Below are 14682 nucleotides of genomic sequence, written 5' to 3'. Positions count from 1 at the left end.
GTGTTACCTCTCTCCACGCGCCTGCGAAGTCAGCTGTCGGGTTCGAGCGAGAGGTGCTCGGTCGCGTCGGCCGTAGCCGTCGGACTTAACCCCAAGAACGTCGTTGACGTCCGTTCTTCCGTGCGGAAGGGTGGGTCCCCCGTCCTCGTTCCCAGATGTTGCTCGTCATTCCACCGGTGGAACGAGGCTCGGCGCGACCGGTGAAAGTTGTGTGTCTTGGTTGCTGTGCTGTGACCTTCTTGGAAGGACGCTTCGTACAGTACGGCCTCGACGCCGACGAATCACACCTTCTTCCACAACGGTTTTCGTGTCTGCGAGTGGGACTTTCGGCCCCATTCGATCGTCGCCGCAGTTCACGGGCATGATGCCCTTCTCGTGTCCATCTCGTTATCGGCCCGTTATGTGATTAAGCTCACATGGGTGCGGCGGCGTTTCAGCCCCCGGCGAAGGGCGGCAGGACGTCGATGGTGCGCGTCGCGCCGAGGTCCCGGCCGCGGTCGCACACCGCGACCTCGTCCCAGAGATACGACGACCGATCCAACACATGCCGCAGGGCCGGATTGTCGGCTGCCAGAATGTGTTCCAGCTCACCGAGGGTGATCTCGTCGGGGACGTCGACGACGTCTGTTTCCCGGCCCGCGGCGGCCCGCGCGGCCGCGAAATAGCGGATCGTCAGACGCACCGATCAGCCCCCGATCGCCGACATCGGACGCGTGGGCTGACGGAAGTCGCCGGAGTTGACCGAGTGCCCGGCACGTTTGGCCCAGGTGTTCTCGCGCCACAGCCGGGCGATCGCGGCGTCGACGTCGGCGCCGCCGCCACGCAGGACCGGCAGCAGAGAGGTCTCGGTCTCGGCGAACAGGCAGTTGCGCAGAGCGCCGTCGGCGGTGAGGCGGGTGCGGTCGCAGTCGCCGCAGAACGGGCGGGTGACCGAGGCGATGACGCCGACCCGCGCGGGACGACCCGCGGCGTCGGTGTGGCCGGCGACCAGCCATGTCTGGGCGGGCGCACCGGCGCGCGGTACGTCGTCGGGCGTCAGCCGCGCGACGTGGCGCAGCGCCTCGAGGATCTCCACCGCGGTCACCATCGCCGAGCGATCCCAGCGATGATCGGCGTCCAGCGGCATCTGCTCGATCACCCGCAACTGATATCCCTCACGCAGACAGAACCCGAACAGCGCCGCGAGTCCACCGAGATCGCTTCGGTCCGGGACGACGGCGTTGACCTTGACGGGATCGAGTCCGGCCGCGCGGGCGGCCGCGAGTCCCTCGAGGACGTCACCGAGACGATCGCGCCGGGTGATCTCGGCGAATCGGGCCGGGTCGATGGTGTCCAGCGACACGTTCACCCGGGTCAGCCCGGCCTCGGTGAGTCCCTGCACCCGACGGGACAGGCCGAGGCCGTTGGTGGTCATCGCGATCCCGGGACGTTCCGGCAGCCGGGACACCCGGGCGATGATCTCCTCGAGATCCCGGCGCAGCAGTGGTTCACCGCCGGTGAAGCGGATCGTCCGGATCCCCAGGTCACGGACCGCGACGGTCAGGACACGAACGAACTCGTCGGTGCTCAGCACCGCGTCGGTCGGTAACCAGTCGAGACCGTCGGCGGGCATGCAATAGGTGCAGCGCAGATTGCAGCGGTCGGTCACCGAGACCCGCAGGTCGGTGGCCACCCGGCCGAAGGTGTCCCGCAGCGGGCCGTCGACCGGTGCCGGGGCGCGCGACGCCGGGATCAGCGACGGCAGCGGCAGTCCGAGGTCGACGGCGGTCATCAGCGGTCCCGGGTTTCGATGACGTCGGCCCGGGTCGCCAGGGCGCGAAAGGTGCTCGCGTGGAAGACGAGTGGTTCGACGCTGGGGTCGGCCTGCAACTGTTCGATGCGCAGCAGGACGAGGATGTGGTCGCCGGCGGGGATCTCCTGCTCGATACTGCAGGACAGGTGGGCAGCCGCGCCGGGGATGAACAGGGAGCCGTCGCCGGCGGCGAGGGGATCGATGTCGTTGAATCGGTGTGCCGCGGGACCGGCGAGCTGACGACACTGCCGCGATTGATCGTGGGCGAACACGCTGACACCGAGCATGTGGGCGTCGCGCAGCCGCGGCCACGTCGTCGAGGTGTTCTGGACGCAGACACTCACCAGCGGGGGATCGATGGAGACGGCGGTGAAGGCGCTCGCCGCCATCCCCACCGGCTCGGTGCCGTGATGATGACTGCAGACCGCCACCACACCGGACGGGAAGCAACTGAAGGCGCGTTTGAGCGCGCCTTCGTCGGAGGCCGGTGACAGATCGGGCCGACGATCGATCATCGCCGGGACCGGGTCGTAGGATGCCGACACCGCGTCACCGGGTCCGTCGACCCGAGCGCAGCGCGTAGACCAGGCCGAGGAGGAAACCCAGCGGTGCGCACATGGTCAGCAGGTAGACGGCGGTCGGTGCGGTGTCACCGTCGGTGACCAGCGGCGTGACGAACAACGCGACGATGGCCAACAGTCCGATCGCGAAGACCACGCCGGCCACCGCCAGCAGGCGCGAGGAACGATTCTGATCCATAGCCTTCCACGGTAGAGCACGTCGGTGGCCCGACGGGTGGTCAGAAACCGCTTGGCCCAGTGTTTAGAATGGTGGATACCAGGCGCGGAAAGGCTCAAGTCGTGTGTCTCCGCGCCTTTTATTGTGACCGATTTCGACCATCAGATGAGGGTGAGCACAGTGCCGAGCGGCAAGGTGAAGTGGTACGACGCCGAGAAGGGCTTCGGTTTTCTCGCGCAGGAGGACGGCGAGGACGTGTACGTCCGCTCGTCGGCACTCCCGGAGGGTGTCGATGCGCTCAAGCCCGGTCAGCGCGTGGAGTTCGGCATGGCCGCCGGACGCCGCGGCCCGCAGGCACTGACCGTCACCGTCCTCGAACCGGCGCCGTCGGTGGCGAAGAACACCCGCGACCGTGATCGCGAGGCCGCGCGTAAAGAGGTCAAGCGCCACAGCCCCGACGAGCTGCACGGCATGGTCGCCGACCTGATCACCCTGCTCGAGGGCAAGGTGCAGCCGGACCTGCGCAAGGGACGGTATCCCGATCGCAAGACCGCGCAACGTATTTCCGAGGTTGTGCGGGCGGTCGCCCGGGAACTCGACCGCTAGGCCACGCCGGGTCGTCGTTCGCGCGGGTCGTCCATGCCGACGCGGCACCCGCGCGCTCACGCGCGCTGTGCAATGACCACGCGAGGGTGGGCGTGCCGCGCGGGCGAGCACGACCCGCGTGAACGACGCCGACGCCGCGTCAGCGGATCTGCGGCACGTCGGCCGGTGAGGTGTCGACGGTGAGCACCCCGCGAGCGAAGCTGGTGGTCCCGTCGTCGGAGGCCACCACCGACGCCGCGGTGATGGTGATGCCCAACAGGATGTGCTGGGGCTCGGTCTGCAGCGGCACGGTGAACGTGGTGCCCGACGCGAACGGCGACTCGTTCTCGGCCAGACCCTCGGGGGTCCAGTAGAGCGTGGTCAGATTCCACGGCCCCTCGGCGATCTCGCTGGATACCGACAACAGGATCGTCTGGCCCGTCGCGATGGGGAGGTGCGGGGTCTCTCGTTGCGGGCTGAGCAGTGGCGGGTCACATTCCTTGAGGTAGACGTCGCACCACTTGACCGGTTCGACGGTGTGCAGTTCGTCGCCGACGGCGAGCTGCAGATACGCCTCGTCCTTGTGTGAGGTACCGGTCGCGGCGAGGATCCCCACCGTCGTCCCGACCACCGCCACGAACACCACGACGACCGCGAGGACGATCGCGATGGCCTTCTTGTCACCGGAGTTGAGCACGCTCTAGTGATATCCCATCCGCTTGGTCGAGGCGTCACCCGGTCCGGAGGGGTACCGCGTCGTGGGTGCCTCGGAGCCCGGCTGTCCCGGTTTCGGTGCCGAGGGGTTGGGGTGCGGGTTCGGCTGGTGTGGCGTCGATGCGTGGGGGTTCTGGGGCCGCGGGTTCTGGGACTGTGGGTTCTGGTGGTGTGGGTTCAGGGTCGCACCGAAGGGCATGGTCGGTGCCGCCTGCTCGGGACGTTCGCCACCGAGCCCGGGCACCAGCGACCGGCCGCGGTCGGTCATGACGGTCTGGATGAGCCCGAGACCGAGCAGCACCGACACCACCGTGAAACCGATCCACAGGGTCGTCGGCAGCAGTACACCCAGCGCGGCGCCGAGCACCCAGCACAGCTGCAACACGGTCTCCGACCGGCCGAACGCCGACGCCCGCGATTCCTCCGGAAGGTCGTCCTGGATGGACGAATCCAGACACACCTTGCCGATCGCGCTGGTCCCGGAGGCGACGAATGCGGTGAGGACGGCGAGGAGGATGTTGCCGAAGATGGCGGCCAGCACGGCCATCGTGAAGCAGGCGGCCGTCGCATAGACGACGATCTTCGCCGGGTTCTTCAGCTCGAGCCGGGTGCCGGCACCGTTGCCGATCATGTTGCCGACGCCCGCCGCGGCACCAACCGCTCCGAGCATCGCCAGTTGCCGCCAGTCGGAGTGCACACCTTGCTGGGCCTTGGCGTAGAAGGCGATGTAGAGCGTCAGGAAGCCGGTCAGGATGCGGATGGTGCCGTTCCCCCAGAGCGCGGCGACCACCCGCCGGCCCAGCGGCTGGCGCATCTTGGCGGCGATGGCCTTCGCGCCGCCCCGCACACTGCCGCGGGTCGAGGTGTGCGAGTCGGGTGCGTGATAGGTCAGCGTCGTCGGGATCTCACCCTCGGTGACCTCCACCCACGACGGAATCCGCATGCACAGGTAGGCGCCGATCGCGGCGACGATCGCCAGCCACAGCATCGCGCCCGGGAGGTGGAAGGGCAGCACCTTGGCGAGCAGCAGCTCGAACAGGGCGGCCACCGCGCCGCCGATCATCGTGCCGCCGATGAGGCCGAAGGTGGTCAATCGCGAGTTGACCCTCGGCAGGTCGATGGACGGTGGCACCACACGGGGCGTCACCGCCGATTTGAGCACCCCGAACGATTTCGACAGGACCAGCAGCCCGAGCGCACACGGATACAGCACCCACGGGTCGTAGGTGAGCTGCTGTGCCGCGACGTCCCACGACACATTCGCCATGATCAGCAGCGCGAGCACCACACGCGCCGCGAACGTCGCGGCCATCGCGACCCGCCGTCCGTGCTGGAGGCGGTCGAGGGCCGGCCCGATCAGCGGGGCGATCAGGGCGAAGGGCGCGATGGTCAGGGCCAGGTAGAGCGCGACGCTGACCTTGGACTCGGCGGTGGCGGCGGAGAAGAACAACGTATTCGCCAGGGCGACGGCCATGGCGGCGTCGACGGTGAAGTTGGCGATCACCGGCAGGGTGAGGGCGGTCAACCCGGACCGGTCGGCGCCGTCGGCGGTGGCGGCCCGGTGGATCTTGCCGATTCCCTTGGCCGTCAGTTGCCTGCTGCGCATGGCGGCGACGCGGGCAACGGTGATCTTCTTGGGGATCTGCGCTTGCTCGGGGTCGGTGGGCAGTGCCGCGGTCGAGCCCGACGGGCGGTGCGAGGTCTCCTGGGGATCGGTGGGAGCGTCGTGGAGCGGCGGCAGATGCGGATTGTGGGTCCGTGGCGGCAGGTACGCCTCACCGCGGTTTCCGCCCGGCGGGTTACCGTGCGGACCGGCGCCGTTGCCGCCGCGGCGACGCGGACCGTCGGCGGGGTAGTTGGCCGCACCGGGATGGTCGACGGGGTTGCGTCGGGTACGCGCAGCGGGCTGCGGGGTGTCGTTCCCCCCAGGCGCGGTGGCGTTGTCCTTCGGCGTCCGTCCGATCACGCGTCAATTGTTCCTCATCGGTGGCCGGGCCCGCCGCATGCCGTCATCCGGTGGTGTCGTGGGCGACCTTGTGTGCCTCGACGTGGGCGAGTGAGGCACACTGGAACGGTGACTGGAGTAGTGGACGGGCCGCGGTTGCTCGACGCCGTGGACATCGCCCGGGGCGCGCTCATCGATGATGGACACGAGCCGGGGGCGCATCGTGCGGCGGTGGCGGAAGGGGAGTGGGCGGCTGCCCACTATTTCGACGCCGACCTGGTCGGATACCGCGGTTGGCAGTGGTGCGTGGTGGTGGCGGGGGCTCCCGGTGCCGACACGGTGACCGTCAGCGAAGTGGTGCTGCTGCCGGGCGAGGGCGCGCTGCTGGCGCCGGAATGGGTGCCGTGGAATGAGCGGGTCGCCGCCGGTGACCTGTCCGCGGGTGACCTGCTGGCCGCCGACGCCGACGATGTGCGACTGGTCCCGGGGTATGTGGACACCGCCGACGGTGTGGACCTCGCCGACGGTGCCGATCCCGATCAGGTCGCCGAGGTCGCCGGCGAACTCGGTCTGGGCCGCGAACGTGTGCTGAGCCGGGAAGGTCGTGACGAGGCCGCCACACGGTGGTACGAGGGCGACCGCGGTCCCGATTCCGAGATGGCGCAGGCGGCACCGTACGCGTGCTGCACCTGCGGTTTCTACATCCCGCTGTCGGGGACGCTGCGGGTGGCGTTCGGTGCCTGCGCCAACGCGTACGCCGCCGACGCCCAGGTGGTTTCCGCCGAATTCGGTTGCGGGGCACATTCGTCGGTCGTCGCGCCCTCCGGTGAGGGATCACCGGCCTACGACGCCTTCGATGACGGGGTTCTCGAGATCGTCGCGGTCGGTGCGGGAACCGGCGCCCAGGCGGACCCGTCGTCCTGAACCGGGACGAGAGTGGTGCCGGCGATCGCGGCGCCGCCGCCGACGATCCCTTCGCGACGGCGTCCCTGCGCGCGGCGACCCTCGCCGCGTGGCGTGATTCGCCGACCCGGATGGCCGAGGACCGCGCCGCCGAGGCGGACCTCGCCACCGTCGGATACCGGGATCGGCTGTTCGTCGAACTGATCGCCAACGCCGCCGACGCGGCCGGGGCCGTCGGGGTCGGCGGTGTCGTCGGCGTCTGGGCCGACGATGACGGTGCCCTGCATGTGGCCAATACCGGTGCGCCGCTGACGGATTCGGGTGTGCGATCGTTGCTGGCACTGCGCGTCTCGGCGAAGGGCGATGCCCACGATCCCGATGTGATCGGGCGGTTCGGTGTCGGGTTCACCGCGACCGCCACCGTCGCCGATCGGATCGAGATCCGGTCGCGGAGTGGATCGGTCGTCTTCGACCGGGAGCGTGCGGCGAATGCCGCAGCAGCAGCGGGCATCGAGACCGCCGCCGTCCCGGTCCTGCGCCTGGCCTGGCCCACCGATGTCGCGCCGGCACAACCCTTCGACACCGAGGTCGTCCTGCATCTGCGACCCGACGTCGACGTCGGAAAACTCCTCGAATCCGCCGCTGATCAGGCGCCCGGGCTCCTGCTCGCGCTGGCCGGTGTCGATCGGATCACGGTGGCCGACAACGATGTCGAGATCGAACGCACCGCTGTGCCGGAAACCGATCCGGCCATCGGGTCGACGATGCGCAGACTGGTGATCACCCGGACGGCCGGCCCGGAGACCCGGACACCACAGGTCTGGACGGAGGTCGCCCGCCCGCCGTCGCGATGGCTCATTTCGCGTCGCGCCGACGGGGAGTCGGTCGAGCCGATCGCCCGCGACGTGCTGTGGGCGCCCACGCCCACCGAGATCGAGTTGTCGCTGCCGTGCCGGTTGATCGCCGACCTGCCGCTCACCCCGGACCGTCGGCACCTCCACCCGGATGCCGACATATCCTCGGCCGCAGTCGGATACACCGATGTGATGCGCTGTATCGCCGGTTCGGAACGGTTGTCGCTGGTGCCCTCCGCGCACCGGGCACGCGGACGTGTCGACGCGCAGTTGATCGAGGCGGTACTCGACGAACTCCGGGTGACGTCGTGGCTGCCCGGCATCGACGAGTCATCGCTGGTGCCTGCGCGTGCCGTGGTGCTGATCGGCCTCACCGATGCCCTCGCGGAACTGCTGGGTGACGCATTCGCCGATCTGGTGTCCCCGGAACTGTCTCTGGCGCAGCATCTCGCGTTGCTCGAGTCGCTCGGCGTCGAACGGCTGGGTCTGGCCGGTCTGGCGGAACGCTTGGCCGGCCTCGAGCGTGAACCACGCTGGTGGGGACGGCTCTACGAGGCGCTCGCACCGTTGGTGGCCACCCCGCTCGACGTCGAAGAACTTGCCGCACTGCCGGTTCCACGCGCCGATGGCCGGACGAACTTCGGTGTGCGCGGCCTGTTCTCGGCCGGTGCGGTGAGTATCCCGCTGCGCTGGATTCACACCATCGCGCCCGACGCCGACCACCCCCTGCTGCTGCGTGTCGGCGCGCAGCCGCTCTCGATCCCGGAGGCACTCGCCGATCCGGCGCTGCGAGCCCTCGTCGAGGCGGCCGTCGACCTCGCCGACAGCGGCGAGGATGACGACGAGGTCACCGGTCTCGCCGAGGAGGTGCTCGCCCTGCTCGCCGCCGATCCGGACGTCCCGACCCCGGAGTGGTTGTCCCGGATTCCGTTGCGCGACAGCGAGGGAGAGTTCCGCAGTGCCGACGAGATGGTGCTCGCGGACTCGCCGCTGCTGGCCGTGCTGGTCGAGGATCATCCGTTCTCGCTCGTCGCCGACGAGATGGTGGGACGTTTCGGCGTCGGGACGCTGCGCAGGCTCGGCGTCGGCTGGGGGTTCGCCGTGGTGCGTGACGACCTTCCGACCGGTCCCGATCACGAGCTACCCGACGAGGAACAGTGGTGGGACACACTCTCCGCTGCACCCGAGTCGATCTGTGCGGTAAGAGATCTCGATCTCGTGGATCCCGACAAGTGGCCGGCGGCACTCACCCTGCTGGCCACCGACCCCGACATCGCCGCAACGCTCGACGACCGGGCCGGTTACACCGCCTGGTGGCTGCGGAACTTCGCCGAGATCGACGGACTGCTCCTCGGTGAGTACCGGGCAGCCTCCGACACGTCGCTCGACGGTGTCCTCGATCAGTTGGATCATCCGCACGCCGACGCCTTCGCCGCCGCGGTGGCGTCGCTGCCGCCCGCGTCCTCTGACGAGGCATCGCTGCTGATCACCCGGGTGGGCGATCCGCGACGGCAGGTCAGCCCCGGCGTGGCGCGCGGGGTGTATGCCGCCGTCGTGGACGCCTGCCGCGCCGGTGCGGTGGACTGGCGCGACGTCGCCGAACCCGAGGGGGTCCGGGCGGCATCAGGTGCCGCGACCGGATCGGCGATCCTCGATGCCCCGTGGTGGGCGCAGGCAATCGACCCGGACGACCTCGTCGTCGGACCGGCCGATGCCGACGGTGCCTCCCTGCTGGCCGATATCCTCGACCTCCCCACGGTCGGGGAGGCCTTCTCCGCCCGCGTCGACGATGAGGGGCGACCGGCCACCGGGTCGTCGACGGCGGCGGTGCTGTTCACCGCGGAGACCGGCCGCGCACTCCTCGGACAGGTCCGGGTACACGATGAGCTGTGGATCACGCTGTCGCGCAACGGGACCGATCACAAGATAACCGTGCGGGTGCGCTGGTGGGTCGATTATCGGGGTATCACCCATCTCGGCGTCGGGCGCTGATCAGCGGGCGTCGATACCGGTGGTGAGAATGGCCGCCAGCTGCCGGTAGGCCTGCGCGTCGTCGAGACCGGTGGTGGCCGCGACCTCGCGGCGCTGGATGCGGCTCATCATCGAGGCGGCCAGATCGGCGGCGAAAGCGGCGTTGACATCCCGGAACTCACCGGAGGTGACGCCGGCATCGATCAGCTCGCGGACCCGGGACGCCGCGGCGGCGGTGTTGCGTTCGTAGAGTTCGCGGGTCGGTGTGAAGGCGTGCAGATCCGCCATGAACCTCGGCGATGCGGGCGTGAGGGCATCGCCGACCGCGATCAGGTAGGTGATCACCGCGTCCCGCGCCGACGACGCCTGAGCGACCTTCTCCTCGACGGAATCGGTTGCGGTACGGAAGAAATGGGCCACGGTCTTGGTGACCAGCTGCTCCTTGCTGTCGGCAAGGGTGTAGAGCGTCGACTTCGAACAGGTCAGCCGGGCGGCGAGATCGGCCACCGACAGGTGCGCGAACCCTTCGTCGAGCACCAGGGTGAGGAGCGCGTCGAACAGGGCACTGCGACGTCGGGTCGCGAAGTCGGTGGCGGCGGGGCGGGGCATGCTGCCTCCTCTTCGTCGACGGGGTTGATGCCTCTCGTCCGAGAATAGTACTGTCAGGCGTACTTGAGTACTATTTGTGAGCCCGAGAGGTGATGACATGGCGGTGGACCGGCTACTTCCCGACGACGATGCCCGCGACCTGATCGCCCTGACCCGCGACATCGCCGATAAGCGACTGGCGCCGATCGTCGACGATCACGAGAAGCGGGAGGCCTACCCCGACGGCCTGTTCGCGGAGCTGGGGGAGGCGGGCCTGCTCGGATTGCCGTATCCGGTGGAGTGGGACGGCGGTGGGCAACCGTATGAGGTCTACCTGCAGGTGCTCGAGGAACTCGCGGCCCGGTGGGCGGCGGTGGCCGTGGCGGTCAGTGTGCACGGCCTCGCCGCGCATCCGCTGTTCACCTTCGGCACCGAGGAACAGAAGCAGCGCTGGCTGCCGGATCTGTTGAACGGCAGACTGATCGGCGCCTACAGCCTCAGCGAACCGCAGGCGGGCTCCGATGCCGCGGCACTCGTGTGCCGGGCCCGACCCGCCGATGGTGGCTACCGGGTGACCGGCACGAAATCGTGGATCACCCACGGCGGGATCGCCGATGTGTACAACGTCTTCGTCCGCACGGGTGAGGGGTCCAAGGGCATCTCGTGTCTGCTGGTCGCCCGCGACACCGACGGGCTGAGCTTCGGCAAGCCCGAGGAGAAGATGGGTCTGCACGCCGTGCCGACGACGTCGGCGACCTACGACGACGCGTTGGTGCCCGCCGACCGGCTGCTCGGGGTCGAAGGTCAGGGTCTGCCGATCGCGTTCTCCGCACTCGATTCCGGCCGGCTCGGTATCGCCGCGTGTGCGACGGGGCTGGCGCAGTCGGCGCTGGATGCCGCGGTCGAGTACGCGCAGGAGCGGACCACGTTCGGCCGCAAGATCATCGACCATCAGGGCCTGGGATTCCTGTTGGCCGACATGGCCGCCGCAGTTGACTCGGCGCGCGCCACCTACCTCGACGCGGCGCGCCGGCGCGATGCCGGACAACAGTATTCGCGTGCCGCAGCCACCGCGAAGCTCGTCGCCACCGATGCCGCGATGAAGGTGACCACCGACGCCGTGCAGGTGCTCGGCGGCAACGGCTACACGCGTGACTTCCGAGTGGAACGCTACATGCGGGAGGCGAAGATCACCCAGATCTTCGAGGGCACCAACCAGATTCAGCGCCTGGTGATCAGCCGGTCACTGGCCACCGCGTGAGTCGCCTACGGTGAGGGCATGACCGCACCCCTGGCCTTCGGCGAACTCCGGATCGATGACGGCGTGACGGAATGGATGGTGCAGGGGCGTTCTGAGCCCTGGATAGGCGTCGCGCACACCATCACCTTCTTCGGCAACTCGCTCACCATGACCGTGATCTCCGCCGTCGTGGTGGCGTTGCTCGCGTTTCGCCGTCACTACGCCGAGGCCGTTCTGCTGGGCGTCGGCGCGCTGATGGGATCGGTGGTGATGGTCGCGCTCAAACATCTCTTCGCCCGGACCCGTCCGCCCGTCGACGACCGTCTCCTGCACATCGAGAGCTACTCGTTTCCCTCCGGCCACGCGATGATGTCGATGATTGTCTACTGCCTCCTCGCGGTGGTCGCCTACCGGACCATTCCGTGGGTACGCGATCACCCCTGGATCATGCTCGCGGCACCGATCCTGTCGTTCGCGATCGGCGTCACACGCGTGTATCTCGGTGTTCATTGGACCACCGACGTCCTGGCCGGCTGGGTGTGCGGCGCACTGTGGGTACTGCTCTGCGTGTGGTTGTCCACCAGGGTGACGTTACGGCCGTCGACCTCCCGGACGTGAACCACCCAGATTGATCCACTCGGACGATGGGCACGGACATCGACGATGCGATTAACTGGGTCGATGTCGGATTCGGATTGGCCGCCGGGACAGCCTGAGCCGGGGCGCAACGACTCGACCGAATTCATCCCGCGACCCGCGCCACCCACCAACATGGCCCCGATGCCACAGTCGCAGCGGCCCCCGGATCCGACGACTCCACCGCCTCCGGTCGGCAACTACGAACCGACCATGGCGCGCCCGATCCCCACGGGTGGCTTTCCGGCGCAGGATCAGTACCCGCAACCCGGCCAGTACCCGCAACCCGGCCAATACCCGCAGTCCGGCCAATACCCGCAGTCCGGCCAATACCCGCAGTCCGGCACCGGGTTCTACGGGTATCCGCCGCAGCCGCCGGGATCACCGGGGCCGCAGATGCCACCCCAGCCACGACGCCGCCGTATCTGGCCGTGGGCGATCGCCGGCGTCGCCCTGCTGTGCGTGGTCGGTCTGGTGGTCGGTGGCGTCATCCGCTGGGTGGCGGGCGACGACAATGACGCCGAACGCCAAGCACTGCTGCCGGGGCAACTCACCGGCGCCTACCCCAGCGCGCCGAGTGCGGCGTGGACGGTCAACGCCTCCGACGCGGGTGGGGAGCAGTTCCTGTCGGTCGATCCGAGCCGGTCCGCGTACGGCACCGTCGGCGCGGTCAGCGACGGGACCCACCTGGTGACGATGGTCGGGTCGACATCGTCGAGCGAGGGTCGGCGGGTGGTGGGAATCAACCCGGCCACCGGTGAACACTGGACCGCGGCCCGCGCCGTCACAGGATGCGCGGATGCGATCGTCGGCGGCCAGATCGCCTGCTACGACGAGAGTACGGTGACCTTCTTCGACGCGGCGACCGGACGGGTCACCGCCACCGCACCCAGTTCCGCTTCCACCTCGTACGAGATCGCCCTCAACGGCGACGCCGCCTACCTCCGGGACTTCGGCGGCGGGAGTGGAAGCATGCGGATCAGCAAGATCTCCCGGCAGGGACAGGCCGAGTGGACCAAGGCGTACACGCTGACCGACGGCGCGCCGGGCGGCGACTCCTCGTCGTTCACGGCGACGCCCGCGCTGGTGGCGAGTGCGCAGACCTCCCTGGTGGTGGTCTCGGCGGTCGACGGCCGCGAGATCCTCAACCGACCCGGATTCTCCACCCTCGAATCACTCCCGGACGGATCCATCGCGGCGGTGTCCGGAACCGGCTCGGGCGGGACGTTCCAGGCGGGCCCGGTCGTGGTGGTGCGCCCCGACGGCACCGTCGTCGAGATCCCCGGAAGGGCGGTGGCGGCCGCGACGGTGGTCACCCCGGAGCAGCGAGATCACCTGCTGGTGGCCGGCAAGTGGACCTCGGCGAGCACGGCCCAGAGTTCTTGGGCCACGTCGCTTTCCGGGGAAAGCTACGAACTGAGCGCCGCCGAGGTGATCGTCGCGGACAACCGCGAGATCCTCACGCGGGTGGGGCAGCAGATCGTCGCGAGCGATACCGCGACCGGCCGCCAGGTCTGGACCGCCGAACTCGGCACCGGATCGGGTTACCAGAACACCGGCGTCACCGACGGCGCCCGGCTCATCGCCGGCGATTCCGCGTCCGGACTCCAGGCGTTGAATCTGACGGACGGGTCGTCCGCGTGGAGCCTGCCGTCATCGGCGCTCGGCGCGACGTCGAATATGGCACCCCGGGTGTTCGCGGTCGGGAAGAGTTTGGTGACCCTGACCAGCACCACCATCACCGGCTTCGCCCCCACCGGCGGCGACGCCACCGTCCCGGGTGCGCCGACCACGAAGGCCCCGGCCCCGGAAGGTTCGGTGACGCACTGTAGTTCGGCTCCGACGTTCACACCGGAGAAGTTCCGGACCACCTCCGCCGGGCTGGTGGCGACGATGAAGGTGGTGGCGACGTGTCCCGACGGAGACGTGATGTCCGGTGCAGCGACCCGCATTTCGATCTCGGACGCCGGAAAGCTGGTGGCGTCGGGGTTGTTTGATTTCTCCCGTGCCCCGACGGCCATCCCGTCGAGTGATGACGACGCGAGCATCACGATGGACCTGACCTATCCGCCGGGGTCGTTCTATCGGACGCCGGACACGCTCGGTCAGGCAAATGGCACCGCGAGCGGCCAGTTCACCGTCGACTGCGACCCCGGCGCGCAGACCACGAATCAACTCCCCGCGCCGCAGTCGGGATCGACGGCGCCCCCGATCACCGCGACCGGCCCGGCCGTACCCGCAGGCACCGACATTGTCGCCACCACGGGCGACGCGTTGCGGGCGCAGGCGGACTCCGACCGCGCCTTCATCCTCGCGAACCTCAACAATCGGTGGGTCGCGCAACTCAGTTCCAAACGACCGGGCCTGTACGCGGACGGCAAGACGTGGGACAACCAGGCGATCCTGGACGAATTCCTGGGTCTGCGGCTCCGATTCAACGACGTCCGTCTGCTCTATTCGACCGAATGGAGCGTGTTCAGTCAGCCGGGGTGGTGGGTCACGGTGGCCGCGCTGACGTTCCCCGGACCCGATCAGGCCAACGCGTGGTGTTCGGCGCAGGGCTTCGACGGCGATCACTGCTTCGCCAAGCTCGTGTCGACGACGGCGCCGGCCGACGGTTCCACGCGCTACCGCTGAGCGCCCCGGACAGCAGTCACCCTCAGAGGGTTGCGTGACAGAGCTCACCCCGCTACGGTCAAATTTCATATTTGATACA

13 protein-coding genes and 1 riboswitch are annotated in these 14682 nt (G+C 68.9%); of the genes, 6 read left to right on the top strand and 7 right to left on the bottom strand.

Annotated elements, in window-relative coordinates:
- Positions 1 to 2 precede the first annotated feature (2 nt).
- Positions 3 to 173: riboswitch (cyclic di-AMP (ydaO/yuaA leader) on the bottom strand.
- A 260-nt stretch (positions 174 to 433) separates the two neighbouring features.
- From ACWDPV_RS04820 to ACWDPV_RS04805, 4 genes are read right to left on the bottom strand one after another with little or no spacing between them, the layout of a single operon-like run.
- The gene (locus ACWDPV_RS04820; RefSeq protein WP_449741994.1) at positions 434 to 682 is read right to left on the bottom strand and encodes a MoaD/ThiS family protein; all 249 of its coding nucleotides are present in this window, start codon (positions 680 to 682) and stop codon (positions 434 to 436) included.
- Between the two features lie 3 nt (positions 683 to 685).
- A complete protein-coding gene (gene moaA / locus ACWDPV_RS04815) occupies positions 686 to 1771 on the bottom strand; it encodes a GTP 3',8-cyclase MoaA (RefSeq protein WP_449741993.1) in 1086 nt (361 codons plus the stop codon).
- A complete protein-coding gene (locus ACWDPV_RS04810) occupies positions 1771 to 2307 on the bottom strand; it encodes a flavin reductase family protein (protein ID WP_449742426.1) in 537 nt (178 codons plus the stop codon). The genes moaA and ACWDPV_RS04810 overlap by 1 nt, the downstream gene beginning before the upstream one ends.
- Positions 2308 to 2341: 34 nt before the next feature.
- On the bottom strand, positions 2342 to 2551 hold the full coding sequence (locus tag ACWDPV_RS04805) for a hypothetical protein (RefSeq protein WP_449741992.1): 210 nt from the start codon (positions 2549 to 2551) through the stop codon (positions 2342 to 2344).
- Between the two features lie 159 nt (positions 2552 to 2710).
- Here ACWDPV_RS04805 and ACWDPV_RS04800 point away from each other — a divergent pair, with 159 nt between their 5' ends.
- Positions 2711 to 3136 carry a cold-shock protein gene (locus ACWDPV_RS04800; protein ID WP_449742425.1) on the top strand — a complete coding sequence of 142 codons (426 nt, stop codon included), beginning with the start codon at positions 2711 to 2713 and terminating at the stop codon, positions 3134 to 3136.
- A gap of 139 nt (positions 3137 to 3275) precedes the next feature.
- Here ACWDPV_RS04800 and ACWDPV_RS04795 read toward each other — a convergent pair whose 3' ends face one another.
- Together ACWDPV_RS04795 and ACWDPV_RS04790 are read right to left on the bottom strand one after the other, a co-directional pair.
- The gene (locus ACWDPV_RS04795) at positions 3276 to 3812 is read right to left on the bottom strand and encodes a DUF2771 family protein (protein ID WP_449741991.1); all 537 of its coding nucleotides are present in this window, start codon (positions 3810 to 3812) and stop codon (positions 3276 to 3278) included.
- Positions 3813 to 3815: 3 nt separating this feature from the next.
- Positions 3816 to 5795, bottom strand: a complete 1980-nt coding sequence (locus ACWDPV_RS04790; RefSeq protein WP_449741990.1) for an MFS transporter — start codon at positions 5793 to 5795, stop codon at positions 3816 to 3818.
- A 108-nt stretch (positions 5796 to 5903) separates the two neighbouring features.
- On the opposite strand from ACWDPV_RS04790, the gene ACWDPV_RS04785 reads away from it, so the two are divergent.
- Together ACWDPV_RS04785 and ACWDPV_RS04780 are read left to right on the top strand one after the other, a co-directional pair.
- Entirely contained in the window at positions 5904 to 6698 is a 795-nt protein-coding gene (locus ACWDPV_RS04785) for a DUF3027 domain-containing protein (protein WP_449741989.1), read from the top strand.
- A 110-nt stretch (positions 6699 to 6808) separates the two neighbouring features.
- A complete protein-coding gene (locus ACWDPV_RS04780) occupies positions 6809 to 9523 on the top strand; it encodes a sacsin N-terminal ATP-binding-like domain-containing protein (protein WP_449741988.1) in 2715 nt (904 codons plus the stop codon).
- On the opposite strand, the gene ACWDPV_RS04775 is transcribed toward ACWDPV_RS04780, so the two are convergent.
- On the bottom strand, positions 9524 to 10111 hold the full coding sequence (locus ACWDPV_RS04775; protein WP_449741987.1) for a TetR/AcrR family transcriptional regulator: 588 nt from the start codon (positions 10109 to 10111) through the stop codon (positions 9524 to 9526). It lies immediately after the preceding gene.
- 97 nt (positions 10112 to 10208) lie between these two features.
- Between ACWDPV_RS04775 and ACWDPV_RS04770 the strand changes: the two genes are divergently transcribed.
- The 3 genes from ACWDPV_RS04770 (at position 10209) to ACWDPV_RS04760 (ending at position 14603) form a co-directional block, all read left to right on the top strand.
- Complete coding sequence (locus ACWDPV_RS04770; RefSeq protein ID WP_449741986.1) at positions 10209 to 11351, top strand: acyl-CoA dehydrogenase family protein; 1143 nt, start codon at positions 10209 to 10211, stop codon at positions 11349 to 11351.
- Positions 11352 to 11369: 18 nt separating this feature from the next.
- Positions 11370 to 11948: a phosphatase PAP2 family protein gene (locus ACWDPV_RS04765; protein ID WP_449741985.1), complete on the top strand. Its 579-nt coding sequence runs from the start codon at positions 11370 to 11372 to the stop codon at positions 11946 to 11948.
- Positions 11949 to 12110: 162 nt separating this feature from the next.
- Positions 12111 to 14603, top strand: coding sequence for an outer membrane protein assembly factor BamB family protein (locus tag ACWDPV_RS04760; protein ID WP_449741984.1), 2493 nt, complete (start codon positions 12111 to 12113; stop codon positions 14601 to 14603).
- Positions 14604 to 14682 lie beyond the last annotated feature (79 nt).

It is taken from the genome of Gordonia sp. NPDC003504, from assembly GCF_053587995.1.
Note: the sequence above shows the minus strand (reverse complement) of the source record. Positions and strands in the feature narration are given on the sequence as shown.

Coding starts and splice junctions, on each gene's coding strand:
- ACWDPV_RS04775 (WP_449741987.1), bottom strand. CDS start 10,111: ATGCCCCGCCCCGCCGCCACCGACTTCGCGACCCGACGTCGCAGTGCC.
- ACWDPV_RS04780 (WP_449741988.1), top strand. CDS start 6,809: ATGGCCGAGGACCGCGCCGCCGAGGCGGACCTCGCCACCGTCGGATAC.
- ACWDPV_RS04770 (WP_449741986.1), top strand. CDS start 10,209: ATGGCGGTGGACCGGCTACTTCCCGACGACGATGCCCGCGACCTGATC.
- ACWDPV_RS04760 (WP_449741984.1), top strand. CDS start 12,111: ATGCCACAGTCGCAGCGGCCCCCGGATCCGACGACTCCACCGCCTCCG.
- moaA (WP_449741993.1), bottom strand. CDS start 1,771: ATGACCGCCGTCGACCTCGGACTGCCGCTGCCGTCGCTGATCCCGGCG.
- ACWDPV_RS04805 (WP_449741992.1), bottom strand. CDS start 2,551: ATGGATCAGAATCGTTCCTCGCGCCTGCTGGCGGTGGCCGGCGTGGTC.
- ACWDPV_RS04765 (WP_449741985.1), top strand. CDS start 11,370: ATGACCGCACCCCTGGCCTTCGGCGAACTCCGGATCGATGACGGCGTG.
- ACWDPV_RS04810 (WP_449742426.1), bottom strand. CDS start 2,307: ATGATCGATCGTCGGCCCGATCTGTCACCGGCCTCCGACGAAGGCGCG.